Source organism: Micromonospora cathayae (assembly GCF_028993575.1).
GTDB classification, from domain to species: Bacteria; Actinomycetota; Actinomycetes; order Mycobacteriales; family Micromonosporaceae; genus Micromonospora; species Micromonospora cathayae.
The window spans coordinates 1,733,738-1,751,764 of the sequence record NZ_CP118615.1; the positions used below are offsets into that span (position 1 = coordinate 1,733,738).

Annotated in this window: 14 protein-coding genes; 6 read left to right on the forward strand and 8 right to left on the reverse strand. The window is 73.6% G+C overall.

What is annotated here, in order from left to right:
• Positions 1-206: 206 nt before the first annotated feature.
• Together PVK37_RS08080 and PVK37_RS08085 are read left to right on the forward strand one after the other, a co-directional pair.
• On the forward strand, positions 207-701 hold the full coding sequence (locus tag PVK37_RS08080; protein WP_275035018.1) for a sigma-70 family RNA polymerase sigma factor: 495 nt from the start codon (positions 207-209) through the stop codon (positions 699-701).
• Entirely contained in the window at positions 698-1,378 is a 681-nt protein-coding gene (locus tag PVK37_RS08085) for an anti-sigma factor family protein (protein ID WP_275033155.1), read from the forward strand. Before PVK37_RS08080 ends, PVK37_RS08085 begins: the two co-directional genes overlap by 4 nt.
• Before the next feature lie 207 nt (positions 1,379-1,585).
• Here the strand turns inward: PVK37_RS08085 and rarD are convergent, their stop codons facing one another.
• From rarD to eccE, 4 genes are all read right to left on the reverse strand, one after another.
• The gene (gene rarD / locus PVK37_RS08090) at positions 1,586-2,515 is read right to left on the reverse strand and encodes an EamA family transporter RarD (RefSeq protein ID WP_275033156.1); all 930 of its coding nucleotides are present in this window, start codon (positions 2,513-2,515) and stop codon (positions 1,586-1,588) included.
• Entirely contained in the window at positions 2,512-2,955 is a 444-nt protein-coding gene (locus tag PVK37_RS08095; protein WP_275033157.1) for a GNAT family N-acetyltransferase, read from the reverse strand. Before PVK37_RS08095 ends, rarD begins: the two co-directional genes overlap by 4 nt.
• Positions 2,956-3,119: 164 nt before the next feature.
• Entirely contained in the window at positions 3,120-3,497 is a 378-nt protein-coding gene (locus PVK37_RS08100; protein WP_423791016.1) for a phage holin family protein, read from the reverse strand.
• A gap of 154 nt (positions 3,498-3,651) precedes the next feature.
• A complete protein-coding gene (eccE, locus tag PVK37_RS08105; protein ID WP_423791061.1) occupies positions 3,652-5,556 on the reverse strand; it encodes a type VII secretion protein EccE in 1,905 nt (634 codons plus the stop codon).
• 267 nt (positions 5,557-5,823) lie between these two features.
• Here eccE and PVK37_RS08110 point away from each other — a divergent pair, with 267 nt between their 5' ends.
• Positions 5,824-6,141, forward strand: coding sequence for a WXG100 family type VII secretion target (locus PVK37_RS08110; protein ID WP_275033159.1), 318 nt, complete (start codon positions 5,824-5,826; stop codon positions 6,139-6,141).
• Positions 6,142-6,171: 30 nt separating this feature from the next.
• On the forward strand, positions 6,172-6,465 hold the full coding sequence (locus tag PVK37_RS08115) for a WXG100 family type VII secretion target (protein ID WP_275033160.1): 294 nt from the start codon (positions 6,172-6,174) through the stop codon (positions 6,463-6,465).
• 160 nt (positions 6,466-6,625) lie between these two features.
• Here PVK37_RS08115 and mycP read toward each other — a convergent pair whose 3' ends face one another.
• On the reverse strand, positions 6,626-7,825 hold the full coding sequence (gene mycP, locus PVK37_RS08120; protein WP_275033161.1) for a type VII secretion-associated serine protease mycosin: 1,200 nt from the start codon (positions 7,823-7,825) through the stop codon (positions 6,626-6,628).
• A 151-nt stretch (positions 7,826-7,976) separates the two neighbouring features.
• Here mycP and PVK37_RS08125 point away from each other — a divergent pair, with 151 nt between their 5' ends.
• Complete coding sequence (locus tag PVK37_RS08125) at positions 7,977-10,868, forward strand: SseB family protein (protein ID WP_275033162.1); 2,892 nt, start codon at positions 7,977-7,979, stop codon at positions 10,866-10,868.
• Positions 10,865-11,230, forward strand: a complete 366-nt coding sequence (locus PVK37_RS08130; RefSeq protein WP_275033163.1) for a hypothetical protein — start codon at positions 10,865-10,867, stop codon at positions 11,228-11,230. The genes PVK37_RS08125 and PVK37_RS08130 overlap by 4 nt, the downstream gene beginning before the upstream one ends.
• A gap of 123 nt (positions 11,231-11,353) precedes the next feature.
• Here PVK37_RS08130 and PVK37_RS08135 read toward each other — a convergent pair whose 3' ends face one another.
• The 3 genes from PVK37_RS08135 to PVK37_RS08145 form a co-directional block, all read right to left on the reverse strand.
• Positions 11,354-12,286, reverse strand: coding sequence for an alpha/beta fold hydrolase (locus PVK37_RS08135; protein ID WP_275033164.1), 933 nt, complete (start codon positions 12,284-12,286; stop codon positions 11,354-11,356).
• Positions 12,287-12,435: 149 nt separating this feature from the next.
• Complete coding sequence (locus PVK37_RS08140) at positions 12,436-14,826, reverse strand: immune inhibitor A domain-containing protein (protein WP_275035023.1); 2,391 nt, start codon at positions 14,824-14,826, stop codon at positions 12,436-12,438.
• A gap of 351 nt (positions 14,827-15,177) precedes the next feature.
• Positions 15,178-17,970, reverse strand: coding sequence for an immune inhibitor A domain-containing protein (locus tag PVK37_RS08145; RefSeq protein WP_275033165.1), 2,793 nt, complete (start codon positions 17,968-17,970; stop codon positions 15,178-15,180).
• Positions 17,971-18,027 lie beyond the last annotated feature (57 nt).

Here is an 18,027-nt window from a genome sequence, read left to right on the forward strand (position 1 = left end):
TGCGCGCCGGGACACGTCGGGCGCGCGTACCTGCCGGACGCTAGGAGGGCCGGTTGATCGTGGGTCGGCCTCGACGTGAACCGGACGTGAACACCTCCAGGTCAGTGAACCGATCCGGTTGGTGGCACGTATGTTCCGGCGTACCGTCCGTACCCTCCGCTGCGGCGACGAGCGAGGAGACCGCCATCGGCGACCAGGATGCCCACCTGTTGCGGGCGCTGCACGACGAGCACGCCGACGCGCTCTACGCGCACGCCCTGCGGCTGGTCGACGGGGACCGGCAGCGCGCCGAGGACCTGGTGCAGGAGACCCTGCTGCGGGCCTGGCGCAACCCCGGGGCGCTGGACCCGGAACGCGGCTCGGTGCGGGCCTGGCTGTTCACCACCGCCCGCAACCTCGCCATCGACGCCTGGCGGCGACGGTCCACCCGGGTCGGCGAGATCGTCACCGACGAGCTGCCGGAGCCGGTGGAGACGGTCGACGAGACCGAGCGGGCGGTGGAGGCGTGGACGGTCGCCGAGGCGCTGGCCCGACTCAGCCCGACCCACCGGGAGGTGCTGGTGGAGTGCTTCTACCAGGGCCGGTCGGTGGCCGAGGTGGCGGCCCGGCTGGGGGTGCCGCCGGGCACGGTCAAGTCCCGCACCCACTACGCGCTGCGGTCACTACGGTTGGTGCTGGCCGAGATGGGGGTGACGAGATGACGGGCTGCGAGTTCGCGTACGACGACGGCGCGTACGTGCTCGGCGCCCTCGCCCCGGCCGAGCGGGCGGCGTACGAGCGGCACCTGGCCGGCTGCCCGGCGTGCCGGGACGCGGTCGCCGAGATCGCCGTGCTGCCGGGGCTGCTGGGTCGGCTCGACCCGGCCGACCTGGACCAGCTCATGCCGCCGCCGGAGCATTCCCGGGTGCCGGCCCTGCTGGCCGCCGCCGACCGGTCCCGGCGCGCCGCCCGGGTCCGCGCCCGCTGGCGGTACGCGGTGACCGCGCTGACCGCCGCCGTGTTCACCCTGGTCGTCGGGTTCGGGACGGCCGCCCTGTGGCCGGCCGGCGAGGACGACGGGGTACGCATGGTCGCCATGCGGCCGGTCGCCGGGACCGCACCGGTACGCGCCGAGATCGGGCTGACCGGCACCGAGTGGGGCACCGAGGTCCGGATGCGGTGCGGCTACGACCCGCGCCCCGACTACCACAAGGCGTACGTGTTCCGGCTGGTGGCGTACGGCCCGGACGGCGCGTCCGAGCAGGTCGGGTCGTGGGTGGCCGCGCCCGGCGACGAGGTCCGGTTCACCGGGACGACCCGGTTCACCGGTGCCGAGCTGGCCCGGCTGGAACTGCTCCGGGCCGACGGCAGCCCCGTCCTCGGCTACGACGTCCGCTGACCCGGGTCCGCTCTCCCCGGTTTCGGGCCGGTCCCGGCCCGTCGCCCGGGCGGGCGGCACCGGCTGCGGGAGGTGCCGGCCCGACGGGCCGGGCGACCGGCCGCAGCGGGCGTGCCGGGCTGACGGACCTGACGTGCGGGCGCAGCGGGCGTGCCGGGCGTGCGGACCTGACGTGCCGGCCGGGCGTGCGGGCGGTTGAGGGGCGTGTCAGCGGCCCGCGACCGCCGCAGCCTGGTCGGGGGTCGGACCGGTGACGCGGGGTCGCTGACGGGCCTGTCGGAGGGCGTCCACGGTGAACACCGCCAGCGCCGCCCAGACCAGCACGAAGCCGGCCAGCCTGGTCGGCGGCATCGGCTCGTGGAAGATCAGCACCGCGCAGCCGAGCTGGAGGCTCGGGGTGAGGTACTGCATCATGCCCAGCGTGGTCAGCGGCAGCCGGTTGGCCGCCCCGGCGAACCAGAGCAGCGGCCCGGCGGTGGCCGCGCCGGTCAGCACCAGCAGCACGGTGTGCCCGACCGACACCCGGCCGAAGGTGAGCCCACCGGCCAGACCGAGCCAGGCCAGATACCCGACGGCGGGCAGGACCAGCACCGCCGACTCGACGAACAGCGCCTCGGCGGCGGGCAGCCCGAGCCGCTTCTTGACCAGGCCGTACCCGCCGAAGCTGACGGCCAGGACCAGCGCCAGCCACGGCGGGCGACCGTAGTCGGCGGTCAGTACGGCCACCGCCAGCGTCCCGACCCCCACCGCCACCCACTGCGCCGGCCGCATCCGCTCCCGCAGTACGGCCACCCCGAGCAGCACCGACACCAGCGGGTTGACGAAGTACCCGAGCGCGGTCTCCACCACCTGCTCGCTGTCCACCCCGTAGATGTAGACACCCCAGTTGACCGCGATCAGCAGCGCCGCGAGGCCGATGCCGGCCAGCGTCCGGGGGCGGCGCAGCAGGGCCCGTAGGGCGGCGAACCGGCGCAGGACGGCCAGCAGCAACGCGACCAGCACCACCGACCAGACGATCCGGTGGGCGAGCACCTCCACCGGCCCGGACGGCCGGAGCAGCCGCAGGAACAGCGGATAGAACCCCCACACCAGGTACGCCCCGAGGGCGTACAGGTAACCGGAACGGGCTGCGGTCACGAGCCGTCGCGCCGGTCGAGCTGCATCCACCGGGCGGGCTCCGGCAGCGGGGTGAAGCCGGCCTTCGCGTACACGTCGTGCGCGTCGTTGGTGGCCAGCAGGATCCGGCGTACCCCGAGGTCGGCCAGGTGGTCGCGGACCGCGTCGGCCAGCCAGGTGCCCAGCCCGCGGCCCCGCTCGGCCGGGTCGACGTACACGTCGCAGAGCCACCCGAAGGTGGCCCGGTCGGTGACCACCCGGGCCACCCCCACCTGGCCGCCGTCGCCCGGCCGGTACACCCCGTACCCGATGGAGCCGGCGAACGCCCGGACCACCAGCTCCCGGTCCCGCCCCATCGCCCAGTACGCGTCGGTGGAGAGCCAGCGGTGTACCAGGTCCAGGTCGAGGCGGGTCGGGTCGGTGGAGAGCTGGTAGCCGTCGGCGCGGGTGATGGTCAGCACGTTCGTGAGGCTAGCCCTGGCGGGCCGACCGACGGTGACCGGTTTCCCGGATGGTGGCCGACCGGTGCGGGGCCGGTCACCCGGCCGGCGGCCGACCGGTCCCGGTCGAGCGCTTTCCGTCGGGGGTGGTGCCGGCCGGGTGGTCTCCGTCGGGGAGTGGTGGGTCAGTCGCGGTCGAGGACGACGCCGAGGATCCAGGTCACCACGCCGACGAAGAGCGCGCCGAGCACTGCGGTGGGCCAGAAACCGTCCACCTCGAACGGCAGCCCGGCCTGGCCGGCGATCCAGCCGGTGAGCAGGAAGAGCAACCCGTTGACCACCAGCGCGATCAACCCCAGGGTCAGCAGGTAGAACCCGCAGCCCACGGTCTTGATGATCGGCTGGAGCACGGCGTTGACCACGCCGAAGATCACCGAGACGAGGATCAGGGTGACGACGGTCTCGACGGTCGAGTCGGAGTCGACGGCGATCCCGGGGATGAGGAGGGTGGCCAGCCAGAGCGCCAGCACCGTGCTGCCCAACCGGATCAGAAGGGATTTCATGGCGGCGATGGTGCCATGACCAGGCGACCGGTGGAACCCGTCACCCTCGGCATCGTCGACGCCGGTCGATGCCGGGGGCGGTGGCCGCCGGCAGCGGGGGTCAGCGGGCCGGCGGGCCGGCCGTCCCGTGCAGGAGCGGCGGCCGACGTCGGGGTCAGCGGCGGGTCGGTGGCCCGATCAACTGGCTCTCGATCGGGGTCGGCGACAACAGCGCCCACCGCAGCGCCCGCCGGTTCACCACCGCGACCATGTCCTCCCGGATCCGGGTCAGCCACTCGGCCGAGCCGCCCAGTCCGAGCGCACCACCCGCCAGGGCGGCCTCCGCCCGGTCCAGCGGCTGGAGCACGGCCAGGTCGGACCGGCCGAGGGCGTCCCCGTCGGCCGGGGTCAACTCGTCCCGGACGACCAGGGTGGCCTGCCAGCCCGGCCCGGGAGCGGGATCCGCGACGACCGGCCCGGCGTCCACCACCAGCAGCAGCGGACGCAGCGGCGACCCGGCCGGGCCACCCGGTGGCCGACCGGGCGGCAGCGTCGCGATCGAACCGCCCGGCACCCCCACCCCCCGGACGAACGGCTCCCAGGCCCGGGGCCGGGCGGTCTGCACCACCACCCGGGCCCCCAGCGCCATCGCCCGCAGGGCGACCACCTGGGCGGCACGTACCCCGCCGACCAGGAAGATCCGGGTGGCCTCCGGCCGGAAGATCCGGAGGGTGACCGCACCACCGCGCCGGTTCATGCCGATCATCAGGCCGGCGGTGCCGAGAGGCAGTTCCAACGTGTCGATCCGGCCGACCGGCAGGGCCGGGCCCAGCCCGGCGCGGGCGAGCGGCAGGGTGGCGGCGAACCCGGGAAGCTGGTAGCCGTCGAGCCGGCGCACCTCGCCGCCCAGCCCACCGACCAGCCGACGTAACGCCTGCTCGGCCACGGACAACTCGCCCGGACTGTCGGCGGCCAGCCGCACCGACAGCTCGACCGGCAGCACGGCCGGGTCGGTGCCGCGCGGGCCGGCGCACACCGCGACGGTGACCGCCGCGGTGGGCAGGCCGAGCAGCCGCGGTACGAGCTGCCGGCCGCCCTCGGCAGCCAGGTCGGGCCAGCGGCGCAGCCGGAACGTGCTCTGCACCAGGCCACCCAGGCGGACCACCTGCCAGCTCTCCCGGGCCGGCTGGTCGCCGTCGTGGTGGGCCAGTTCCCCGAGTACCCGCAGCGCGGCGGCCCCGCCCAGCGGACGGGTCGCAGCCGGCCCGAGCCGGCGGGCCACCTTCCGGACCGCGCCGGAGAGGGCCCGACGCAGCTCCTCGTCGGACCAGCCGTCGACCCGGAGCACCCGGACGGCCAGCACCGCCCGCTCCCGACCGGGCAGCCGCCCCTCGGTGAGCTGCCGGTACGACGTCGCCACCTTGCTGCCACCCGCACCCGGCGTGGGCGCGGGCGACCCGGCGAACAGCAGCTGGACCCGCAGCGGAGGGCTCTCCGGGCCGACCGGGGGGAGCAGCGCGGCCGGGGAGGGCAGCAGCCGGGGGTCGTCCCCGAGCAGCCCGCCCGGGTCGGCCAGTTCCAGCAGGGCGGTCAGCCCGTCCGGGTCACCGACCACGGCGGCCGGGTCACCGGCCAGCTCGGCGGCGCGCAGCGAGGCGTCCGGCGCGACCAGGGCGAGCAGCGCCCCCGGGGCGGCGGCCGGCGGCAGGACCCGCCGGCGGGTCAGGTGACCGACGGCGATCGCCAGCCACTCGAACAGCCACCGTCCCCGGATGCGCAGCCAGGCGACCGGCAGCAGCACCGCCGCGACCAGCACCGCCGCGCCGACGGCCAGCATGCCCCGGCCGACGGCGGCGGCGACCACGGCGACCGCCACCTGCGCGGCGACGACCTGCCCGGCCCGTATCCCGAACACCGTCCGGGCTCGTCGCGCACTCCACCGGGCGGGCGGCGGGGTCCGCTGTCCGGCCCGGCCGTCCACGGTGGACGGCGGTGGAACCGGCGGACCGGGCCGCCCGGCCGTGGCCGGGGCCGGTGCGCCGACCTGCGCCGAGGAGCCCGGATGCCCGGTCTGCGTCATCGTCACCGTGCGCCTCCCCGTCCGATCCACGAACCAACGGTCCGGTACAGCGGCCCATGCTAGGGGCTCGGTCCGCCCGGGACGGGGCCGGTTGTCCACAGGCGACCTGGGCGGGGTAGCACAACCATGGGCCGCCCGCTACCGTCAGCGACGAACTCCGCTGACCCGCTCCGACCGCGGTCCGCTGACGGGACGCGGGGCGACCGACGCGTCCACCCGGGGGTGTCGGCGGGCAGCCACGACCGATGAGACGAGGTGACATCCGGGGTGTCCCAGACCCAGGCAGAAGCCGCGGTGATGCAGCAGACCGCCACGAAGTTCGAGCAGGTCGACCAGTCGCTGCAGACGATGTTGAGCCGGCTGATGGCCGAGCTGGAGGTGTTGCAGCAGGCCTGGCGAGGGGCCGGTGGCCGGTCGTTCGAGCAGGTCAAGCAGCAGTGGTCGCAGGACCAGGCGACGCTGCACCGGGCGCTGCGGGAGACCTCGCAGGCGATCCGTACCGCCGGCACGCAGTACGACACGTCGGACTCTGAGGCGGCCAGCCGGGTGGCCAACACCAACCGCGGCATCCAACTGCCGCTGTAGACCACCGATCCGCGAGAAGGGGAAGATCCGATGAACGACGGTGTGCTGGTCGTCAACTTCGCCGCGCTCCAGCAGGCCAGCGCGGACATCCAGCGGGCGCTGAACACGCTGGACTCGCAGCTCGGTCAGTTGGAGCGGGACGCGGCGCCGCTGGTGGCGACCTGGTCCGGCGACGCCAAGGAGGCGTACGCCCAGCGGCAGACCCGCTGGCGTTCGGCCTCGCAGGACCTCCAGACGATGCTGCGGGACATCAAGGTCGCGGTGGACGACTCCGCCGCCGACTACCTGAACACCGAGAAGAGGAACGTCAACCTCTTCCAGTGAGGCCGGCGGCCGGCGGGAGTCGCTGCCAGGGCGTTCCCGCCGGCCCTCCGGACGCCCGGTCGCGCGGCGGGCCGTCACGTCCCGGCGTGGCCGGGACGCCATGGATCCGGAGCCGGTCCCGGCGTGGTGGGGACGCTGTCGGTCCGGGGGTGGGATGCGGTCAGTCCGGTGCCGGGGGATGCCAGCGACGGCGGGCACCGCGCGGCAGCACCACCGCCAATACCAGCGCGACCGCGACCCCGCTGGCGGTGACGGCGGCGACCAGGAGCGCCCGCCGCCGGGCCTCGGCGCGCCGCTGCTCCCGGGCGATCAGCGCCGGGTCGGCCCGGTCCGCCGGGAGCCCCTCGGCCCGACCGGACCGCCCGGCCCCGCTCGTCCCGGTCCCGGTGACCGCCCGGTACGGGTTGAGCACCCCCGCGCCGTAGCCGGCCCCCCGCCCGGGTGCCGGGTCCGCGCTGGCGACGATCCGCTGAGCCACCTGGGCGGCGGTCAGCTCCGGCCGGTACTGCCTCAGCAACGCGGCGGTGGCCGCCACGAACGGGGTCGCGTAGCTGGTCCCCTCCGCCCGCCGGTGTCCCCGCCCAGGGGCGGCCATCAGCACCTCACTGCCCGGGGCGACCACGTCGACGTAGCTGCCGACCTGGGAGAAGTCGGCCCGGGAGCCGCTCGCGGCGATGGCACCCACCCCGAGCACCCCGTCGTAGGCGGCCGGGTAGGGGCGCGGGTCGCCGTTGTCGTGCAGGTTCCCGGCGGCGGCGACCACCACCACGTCCCGTTCCACCGCGTACCTGATCGCGGCCCGCACGACGGGCTCGTCGGCGTACAGCACGACGGAGAGGTTGAGCACGTCGGCGTCGTTGTCCACCGCCCACCGGATGGCCCGGGCGAAGACCGCCGCGCTGACCGTACGCCCCGACTCCCGGCCCTCGACCACCTGCTGCTCGCTGACCCGTACCGGCAGGACGCGGGCGTCCGGAGCCAACCCGCGGAAGGCGACTCCGGCCGCGGGGCCGGCGGCGATGATGCTCGCCACCCCGGTGCCGTGGCCGGCGCAGTCCCGCCGGCCGTCGCCGCCCGGGTCGAGGAAGTCCGCCCCGTCGAGGACCCGCCCCCGCAGTTGCGGGTGCCGGCGGTCCACGCCCGAGTCGATCACGGCGACGACCGTCCCGGTCCCGGTGGCGAGCGGGGCCAGCCGGTCGGGGGCGTACCGTAGCTGTGGCCAGGGTGCCTCGGCCACCGGCCGGGTCGGGGCGAGGGGCGTGGCACAGTCCGGCGCGGCGGCGGCCGGGCTGACCGGGAGAGCGGCCAGCAGCAGGGCGGCCAGCCCGGCGGCGACCGGACGCGAACTCGGTCCGGGCATTCGTCGCCTCCGTATCGTGTCGGCTCCGGGACGGCATGTTAGCGCCCCGAAGTCATCGACGCGGGTCGCGGCGGCCAGACATTGTGATCTTGTTACTACCTTGTAGGTTGTACGCGATGCCTATGGCCTGTTCACGGGAGGAGAGGTGGCCGTGACCGAATGGGAGCCGGCCACCGAGGCCGAGGCCGCGATGCGGGACGCGCTCCGCGCGAACGACCAGGAACTCTACTTCCGGGTCCTGGCCCGGACGGACCTGCACCTGCCGGTCTCGGCGGAGGCGCTGGCCGGGCAGGCCCCGATGGGGTGGGGGACCTGGACCACCGGCGGTCGTACCCACGTGCTCGCCTTCACCTCTGAGGCCGCGCTACGGGCCTGCCTCGGGGACAACGGTGGGTCGAGCCGGCGCAGCGCCTATCACGACCTGGCGGCCGGCTGGCCCAACCACGAGTGGTGGCTGGCGGTGAACCCGGGACTACCGATCGAGGGTTACCTGCCGGCCTGGTTCGTGTCGCAGTTGTCCCGGGGGGACGTCCGGTTGCCCGGCCGTACCCTCGGTGCCCGCGCCCGGCTGGAGCGGGCGGAGCAGATCGCCCGGACCCGGGGCGGGGGCGGCGAGCCCACCGCGCCCACCGACGCCGTTCCGCCGTCGCCACCGCCGCCCCGGGTGTCGTCGCCCACGCCGTCCCCGTACGGGACGAACCGTCCGCCGATGGCGACTCCGCCGCGCCGCAGCACCCTGGACCGGTCGGCGGAGGCCACCGAGGCGCTCCGGTTTCCGCCGCCCGACCAGGCCCAGCCCGGTCCCGATCCGGCCGGGGGCCCCGGCGAACCGGTCTCCGGCTGGCTGACCAACCCGCGTCGGCTGGCCCGTCCCGACCCGGGGCCGCCTCCACCGGCGAACGGCCAGCCCGCTGGGAGCGCCCCCCGGAACTCCTTCTTCGAGCCGGCTCCTCCCGGGCGCAGTGCCGGGCCCGCGCCGGTGTCCCCGCTGCGTCCGCAGGAACGGGCCGTCCCGCCGTCCCGCCTGGGTGAGCCCGGCCGTGCCTTCCCCCGACGGCGACCGGTCCAACCGGGCGACGAGCCCACCCGGGCGTTCCAGTTCACCGAGCAGCCGCCCGCCGAGCAGCCGCCGGTACCGCCCCCACCGCCCCCCGCGACCGGAAGCCGGTTCGGCGCGCCGGCGTCGGCCGCCGAGCCCACCCAGGCGCTGCCCCGCCGTCAGCCGCCGCCCCCGGAGCCGGCGGTCGCCGAGCCCACCCAGGCCCTGCCGCGCCGGATGCCGCCGCCCGCCGTCGCCGAGCCCACCCAGGCGTTGCCGCGGCGGACCCCACCGGGTCTGGACGAGGCGGTCGGGCAGGAACCGACCCAGCCGATCCCGCCGCCCGCCGGGCCGGCGAGCCACCCGGATCCCGCGCCGGTCACCACGTCGGGCGGTTACCCCACGGCCGCCGTCGCCCCGGTAGCGGACCCACCCGGGTACGTCGATCCCGCCCCACCTGGCTATCCGGAGGCCGTGCCATCCGGGTACGCCGGTCCCGTGCCACCCGGGCATCCGGACACCGTTCCGACCGGGTACGCCGATCCGACGTCGGGGACGGACCCGTCGACCGGGTACGCAGGCGGGGCGGCGACCGGGTATGCGGGTGAGGCGGCGCCGACCGAGCCGATCCCGGTCCCGCCCGAGCCGCGTCGTCCGCCCTCGCCGGTCGTCATCGAGGGGACCGTCGTCGACTCCCGGGATCTTGCCGCGCCGGCGCCGGCGTACCACCCGGAGACCGGCGTCGGGTCGGGGTACCCGGCCGACCCGGCACCGACCTCTCCGTCCGGTGGGGTGACCGGGGCGTGGGGGGACGAGCCGACCGCGGTGACCGTGCCGGACCGGCCAGCTCCGGAACCGGCCGGGCCGGCACCGACCGTGTCCGAGCCGTCCCTGGCCGGGTCGCCGGTGGTCGGGCCGACTGTGGCCGAGCCGACCGTGGTCGAGTCGCCAGTGGCCGAGTCGTCGGTGGCCGATTCCTCAGCGGCCGAGGCGACCGCGCCGCTCGGGACCACGGACCCGTCGACCGTCGACTTCCGGCCCGCCAACGACGTGGAGGAGGATCTGCTCGCGGCGGCGGGCACCGGCAGCACCGACACGTTCCTGTCCACCCTGCTCCTGGCCCGGGTGCTGCTGCCGGTCGCCGCCGAGTCCGCGCCGGGCAGCCAACCCGGCGAGAGCGGGTTCGTCTGGCGTACCGAGCAGCTCGACGGTGAGACGTACGTGGTGGTGTACACCTCGCCGGAGCGGCTGGCGGACCGGGCGATCGTCTCGGTCGAGACGGTACGGGTCAGGTTCGTCCAGCTCATCCGACGGTGGCCGGACGAGCAGTGGTCGTTCGCGGTGAACCCGGGCACCCCGGTCGGGGCGAAGCTCCCCGGCGAGCAGATCGTGGCGCTGGCCAACTGGGCCGCCGAGGTCGGGCTGGGCGACGACGTTGAGCCGGAGCCGAGCCCCGAACCGCCGGCCGCCGACGTGCCGGTCAGCCCGGCCCGGTACGCCACCACGCCCGAGGACCCGACCCGACCGCCGATGATGCAGAAGGCCATCGCGCCCAGCCAGCTCGCCTACTACCTGGAGCGGGGCTACGACCGGGTCTCCGGCTTCGTGCACCGGGCCGGTGAGGTGGCGCACCTCAACACGCCGGGGCGGCTGTACGCGGCCCTCGGCCTCGGCTACCCGGACTCCCCGTTCTCCCCGGACGCCGACGAGGTCTACGTGCTGCGCTGGCCGGCGTACCGGCCGAGCCTCTACCGGATCCCGTACGGCGGCCAGAACGAGGGCGCGATGCGGGCCATGGAGGGCTGGGTGATCGAGCGCCCGCCGTTCCGGGGCAACGGCTTCGCGCCGGGCGAGAGCAGTGACGTGGTCGCCGAGTTCAAGGTGGACAGCGCCCGGCTGCCGCACGGTACGCAGCTCTGGCGGATCGGGGCGGACGGCAGCGAGCGGGTGGTCGCGGTCCTGGACACCGACGCGGTGCTCTGGCGACAGGTCGGGGAAGCGTGATGCGCGACGGCTACGTGGCCCGCTGGCGCGGGCGGGAGTACCAGGCCAGCCCGGACGGCGGCGAGGTCCGGCTCTACCAGCCGGAACCGGGGGAGGGCTTCGAGGAGGTCCGGCCCGGCCGGTACGTGCGGGTGCTGCCGGTGGACGAGGTGGACGACCTGGCGTACATCCGGACCACCTGCACCTGGCAGGGGCAGCCGTTCATCGTGCTGGCCGAGCACGACGGCTGGCTGCGGGTGGAGTACACCGGCGGCCGCTGGCCGGTGGCGCAGGCGATGGGGCTGGAGGTCTTCGACTTCGGCGTCTACCAGGGTTGGGCGCCCGCCAGCGAGGTCGCCGACCTGCGCGAACACCGGGTCTGACGACCCGCCCCCGTCGTCCCCGATCCCGTCCACGAGCCCCGGCCGCCGGGGTCGTCCGGGCGGCCGACGGGCGGTGTGCGGCCGGCGGGGTGCGCGCGTCGTCCCGGGGCGGCGCGGTACGGGTCAGGACTTCGCCCAGCGCAGCACCTCGCCCAGCACCACGTCCGGCGACTCCAGGTGCGGGAAGTGGCCGACGGACTCCAGCAGTCGCCACTCGTACGGGGCCTGGACGTAGCGGCCGGAGCCCTGGGCGGTACGCGGCAGGGAGGCGAGATCCTCCGCGCCGTGCAGTTGCAGGGTCGGGGTGACCAGCGGCTTCTGCATCAGCTTCACGAACCGGTAGCCGTGCAGCCGCAGCACCGACCGGAACGCCCACCGGTACGCCTCCAGGGCGCAGAAGGCGGCCTGCGGGATCCGCATCGCCTCCCGGCAGCGGGCCGCGTACGGGGCGAAGCCGGGACTGTCCACCCACTGCTGTCCGCCCCAGCGGCGCAGCACCTCCTCGACCCGGGCCGCCTCGTTGCGGGTGAGCACGTGCTCGTACCGGGGGAGCTGGAACTTCAGGGTGGGGGTGGCGGCGCTGAACTGCCCGCGGGGGTCGGCGAAGATGCCGGCCCGCAGCCGCAGCGGGTGCGGCGCGCCCAGCACCACCAGCCGCCGGACCAGCGCCGGATGGAACGAGGCGGCGGTCCAGGCGAGCAGTCCGCCGGCCCCGCTGCCGACCACGGTGGCGGAGCGTTCGCCGAGCGCCCGGATCAGGCCGGCCACGTCGGCGGCGAGGGTGTAGCCGTCGTACCCCCGGGGTGGCTTGTCGGTGGCGCCGTAACCGCGCAGGTCGACCGCGACGGCCCGGAAGCCGGCGTCCGCGACGGCGGGCAGCATCTCGTGCCAGGCCCACCAGAACTCGGGGAAGCCGTGCAGGAAGAGCACCATCGGCCCGGTACCGGCCTCGACCACGTGGAACCGGCTGCCGTTCGCGCCGACGAACCGGTGGTGCCACGGCCCTTCGGTCAGGACGCAGGACTCGTCGATCGGCCCGTCATGCTGCTCGGTCATGTCCACAGCCTAGGACCCGGCGGCATCCTGGCTGCTGGTACGGGGTTACCGGGGCGTTCCGGCCGGGTCGGGTCAGGTCGGCGGGCCGTGCCCGGACAGGCGAACGGCGCCCGGGGGTGCCCCGGGCGCCGTCGCGTGGTGCGGTCGGATCAGGAGAAGCGGACCTTGACGGAGGTGCCGTCCTGCTCCAGGACCCGGATCTTGGTGCCGGTCGCGGGGAGCTTGACCCCGTGGTTCGGCAGCTCCGGGAACCAGTACTGCTTGGTGTCGTCGAACAGCGGCTGCGCCGCCTGGCCGCGGATGTACTGCGGCTGGCTGTTGAGGTGCAGCGTGAACGAGTCGGCCTTCTTCAGGCTGAACGGCGCGTCGTAGACCTGGACGCGGGCCCGCCAGGGCTGCCCGGTCAGGTTGTAGAGGGGCCGCGGACGCGAGTCGATGATCATGTTCCGGCCCTCGCCCGGGTGGTCGAACGTGTCGTTGTCCGCCCAGCGCAGGTTCCAGTACGAGATCAGCAGACCCTCCTGGTACGCGTAGTGGTCCACGTAGTCCGGGCGGGTGTTCGCGTAGCCGAAGAAGTACGGGCCGGTCTTCAGGTACTTGTCGTACGACACGTACGTCCGGTTGCCGGCGATGTAGTAGTTGTCGAACTTCCGGGTGTAGGTCTCCGCCTGGATCGTCCAGCCGTTGAGGGCCCAGGCACCCGGGCCGCTCTCGCCGCCGTCGACCGAGATCGGGGCACCGTCGGCGGTCACGGTGATCGCGTCACCGTAGAAGCCACCCTCGGAAACCCCACCGTCGGTCTGGTAGCGCAGGCGGACCTGCACGTTCTGGCCGGCGGCGAAGTCCAGCGGGATGTTGATGTCGCGCCACGCGCCGTTGCTGGAGCCGTCCAGCGCCGGCACGGTGGTGTCCGGGATGTTGGGGATCGGGGTGCCGTCGACCGTGCCCGGCAGCGGGGTCCAGGCCCCGCCGTTGACCGACGCCTCGAAGAAGAGGTAGTCGTAGCCGGCCTCGATGCTGTAGCGGCCCTTCAGCGACAGCGCCGCCGACGACTTGCCGGTGAGGTCCACCGACTTCGTCATCGTGGTGTTGAGGTCGTCCTCGTTGCCGGAGAAGAACTGCTTGGTGCCCTCGAACGGCTTGCCGTTGTCGAAGGCGTAATCCCGCTGCGGGAGCACCACCACGGCGGCCTGCGGCTTGGCGGAGTTGTACTCCTGCGGGCCGAGTTCCAGGGTGCGCTGCTGACCGGCCACGACCACCTCGTAGTCGAGCCAGCCGAGCTGGAGCTTGTTCCACGCGCCGAGGTCACCGCCGCGCTCACCGATGCCGCCGTCGTTCTTGGCGCCGAGCCGGCTCTGGGCCATCAGGGTCCAGTGCTCGTTGTTGTTGTCGCCGCCGTTGTTGAGGTTGTAGTCGTCCGGCAGGCCGAGGTCGTGGGCGTACTCGTGGTAGAAGACGCTCCGACCGCCGTTCTCCGGCTGCACGGTGTAGTCACCGATCCAGATCCCGGTGCTGCCGATCTGGGTGCCACCGGCCGGGAAGTTCGCCGGGCCGGTCCGACCGATGTCGGAGTTGTAGGCGTACCAGCGGTGGCTCCAGATGGCGTCCTCACCCTGCCACGGGTCACCGTCGGCCTGGTCGCCACCGGCGTGCACGATCTGGAAGTGGTCGATGTAGCCGTCCGGCTCGTTGAAGTTGCCGTCGCCGTCGTGGTCGTACCGGTCCCACTGGTCGAACGACTTCATGTCCGCGGCGATCTGCGCGTCCGTCCGGCCGGCGGCCTTCTGGTCGGCGACCCACTGGTTGGCGGCGTCGCGGACCAGCGCCCAGATGTTGCTGCAGGTGGTCGCGGCGCACGGGTAGCCGTTGGAACGGCCGTACCGGGCCTCGTTGTACCGCACCTTCACCCAGTCGGTGACGGTGCCGTCCACCGAGTACCGGCCCGAGGACTGCGCCTCGTAGTACTGCTTGACCGACTCGTCGCCCTTGCCGGTGCCGAAGTACAGCTTCCGGAAGTAGTCGGCGTTGAAGTCCTGCTCCCACACGGTGGAGTTGTCCACCGCCCGGTTCGGCTCGGGGATCTCGTTGCGCAGCGGCCCGTCGAACCGGGCCGGCCCGGCGGTGTTCGGGTCGGTGTCCTGGTCCGGGTAGTCCGGGTGCCGCTCGTTGCCGAACTCGGCGAGGATCACGAAGATCCGGTCGGTCTTCTCGCGGGCCAGCTCGACGTACTGGTCCTTGGTCTGCTTGCCGCCCTTGGCCGAGCGGGCCGTGGGGCCGGCGGCGGCCGGGGTCTCGCCGACCTTGACGACCGTGCTGCCGTTGATCTTCTCAGCCTTGGCGCGCCCGGAGAGGACGTTGCTCAGACCTTCCTGGCGCAGGGCGCGCCGCTTGGTCTCGAGCGGGTTGGGCAGGTCGTGGTCGGCGTGGGCGGGTTCGGCGACCGACGGGGCCGCGCCCGGCGTGTTGGCCGGGGGCGCGGCGGTGGCGGAGGTGCCGACCGCCAGACCCGTCGCCGTCAACGTCAACCCGAGCAGACCCACTGCGACTTTGCGCACGTGGTACCTCCGGTGTAAAGGGAACCGGCCCGATCGGGGTGCTGGGCCGGTGATCAGATCCCACGAGTGGGACTACTGGTGAACATAGACACTGGTGGGACCGGTGGGAAGACGCTGACATGGATTTGTTGCACAAACTAGTTGCGAACGCTTTTCAGTGTCACAAGCATGATCCCCGCCCCCGCTGGACGATCTCGGCGCCCGCACCGCCGTGCGTACCGCCCGCACCGGCGGTCGCCCCCGCAGCAGCACGACGGGGCCCGCCCGGAGCGGTCAGCTCCGGACGGGCCCCGCCCGGTACCGCCCGTCGCCGGGACGGCACGGCACCGGTTCAGGTCACGGAGTGGCCGGGGTGACCTGGATCCAGGCGTGCTGGTTGTTCGGCGCGGCCCGCTTGATGGTGAGCTTCACGCCGTAGTTCACCCCCAGGTCACCGGGATTGCCGGTGCCCAGGATGGTGAAGCCGAGGTCGGTCCCGTACACCCCGGTCGCCGGGGTGCCGTCCGGGTTGACCGCCCGGGTGGTGTATGCCGCGTTGCCGCGCGACGGCAGCACCACCGAGGCGTCGCTGTCCCGGGCGAACAGCTGCGAACCGTTGCGCACCTCGATGCCCGGGACCCAGCCCCTGGCGTCGGTGAAGCCCTTCACCGCCGGCTGCGCCGGGAAGCTGGTGCAGTACTCGCTGAACGGCTCACCCGCCGCCTCCAGGCACTCGGTGAACGGGTACGTCGGGTGCAGCGAGAACGCCGCGTTCGACGACTGCGGCCGGCTGGGCAGGTTGTCCAGCGTCGACGGGTCCTTCACGGCCGCCTCGCCGGTACGGCGCAGCGGGTCGAAGTTGGCGTCCACGATCAGCAGGCCGCCCTTGGCCCCGTAGCTGGGCAGCGAGGTGAGCTGCGCGGTGGTGTGGTTGACGTCGCCGAGAGTGGTGTCCCGGTACCAGACCAGCATGCCCGGCGCGTTGTACGCGACCCGGTCGACCTTCCAGGCGTCGTTCGAGTACACCGTGTCGTAGGTGTACTTCAGGCCCTTGTCGAAGCCGTCGAAGTTGCGCCACTCGGCCAGGTAGTAGTGCGCCTGGACCTTGGTGCCCGAGTCGGTGTGCCAGCCGCCGCCGGTGGTGTCGGTGAAGGTGCCGCCGGTCTTCGTCCAGCCGGCCTCGCCGCCCTCGACGTCGTCGCTCCAGGTGGTGGCCCCGCCGCCGGTGACCGAGAAGTCGTCGGCGAACCAGCCCCGCTCGGCGAACGCCGCGTCGGTGGCGTACCGCAGCCGCACCTGGACCGTGGTGCCCGCGTACGCCGACAGGTCGACGTAGTCGTGCCGCCAGCCGTGCGAGTCACCGGTCAGGCCGTACTTCTTGTTGCCGAAGTCGACCATCCGGCCGTTCGGGTCGGCGTACCCGTCGTTGGTGCTGACCAGGTTGCCGGCCTCGTCGTACACCTTCAGCTCGGTCCAGGACGTACCGCCGTTGGTCGAGACCTCGACGAAGCCGTAGTCCCAGTCCTCCTCGATGACGTAGTTGTTCCACATCCAGAACTTCGCGTCGGCGGCGGCCGGGACGGCCACCTCGCGGCTCAGCTTGACGTCCGCCCAGTCCTGGTCGGCGCCGCTGTACCACATGTTCTCGCCGCTGTGCGGATCGGCAAGGTTGATCACCTTGTCCGGCAGGTTCACCTTGATGCCGTCCTGGGTGCCGCGCGGGGTCCGCGAGGTCTGCCCGAGCAGGACGGTGCGCGGACTCGCGCCGACCGGGATCTCCAGCGGGTCGGCCCAGCCGAGCACCCACTTGTCCCACAGGCCCATGTGCGTGGGCAGCGCCTGGAACACCTCGCCGGAGTGCGAGCCGGACGCCATCAGGTCCCAGAAGTCCACGTCCGAGTCGGCGTTGCCGGAGGTGTCGTAGAGGTCCGGCAGGCCCAGGTCGTGGCCGTACTCGTGGGCGAAGACGCCGACCCCGGCGTCCTCCGGCTGCACGATGTAGTTCGAGATCCGCTTGTCGGTGCCGGGGATGGTGTAGCCGCCGGCCACCGCCGAGGAGTGCGCCCAGATGGCGTACGTGCCCTCCGCGCCGCCGCCGCGCGACTTGCCCTGGCCGGCGTGCACCAGCACCAGGTGGTCGATCACGCCGTCCGGCTCGTGGAAGTTGCCGTCGCCGTCCCGGTCGCCCTGGTCCTCGATGTCGTAGTCGGCCCAGGGGAAGCTCGGGTCCATCGCGGCCAGCGCGTTCACCGCGTCGGTGGCGAGCCGGCCCGCGCCCTGCGGGTTGTCCGGGTGCCCGTTCATCGACTGCTGCCGGCCGGCCACCCACGCGCCGGTCTCGTCCTGGAAGCAGCGCGACGCCGCGTACCAGCCCTCCGAGTGCGGCAGCTTGATCCACGGGCTGGCCTGCCCGTCGACCGTGTACGCGCCCTTGGACATCTCCAGGTACATGTTGCGCATGGTGCGGCCGGAGATGTCGATGCCCGGCCGGCCGTCCGGCCCGGTCAGGTCGGTACGGACCCGCTGGGTGATGCCCTGGGTGGAGTAGAGCATCTTGTTGAAGTGCGCGGGCGAGAAGTCCGGCACCCAGAACGAGTTGTTGTCCTCGTTGGCGTACGAGGCCGGGTTCGGGATGTTGTTGTGCAACGGTCCGTTCTGGACGGTGCCGGGGACGCAGGTCCGGTCCCCGAAGACCGTCTTCGGCACCATCGTCCCGGTGAAGTCGTCGTTCGCCTGGTCGTTGAACTCGACCAGCAGGGTGAGCAGCTTCGCCGTCTGGGTGCTCGGGGCCTTCTTGAACCGCCGCGGGTTCTCCCCGGTCCGGATCGCCTTCGCCTCGGCCTTCGCCAGTTCCCGGGCGGTCACCGGGTTGCCCCGGGCGTACTTTCGGTCGTACGCGCGGGCCGCGTCGACGGCCGGCGCGTGGATGCCACCCTTGCCCTTGACCTCGCGACCCTCGGTGTCGGGTTGCACCGCCGGCTCGGCGTAGTTGATGTAGTACTCGTCCGCGCCGATCACGGCGGGGGCGGGTCCGGTCGGTTCGGCCGCGGCGTTGCCGGGCACGATCAGTGCCGAGGCGGCCAGCGCGACGGCCGGGAGTGCGACGATCAGGCGTCGACGCGACCCGCGTAGCGGGACAATGTGTTTCATGCCGCTCCATCTCTCGGGCATGGAAGGAAAGCCGGAATCACGACCGGGCGGTAAAGC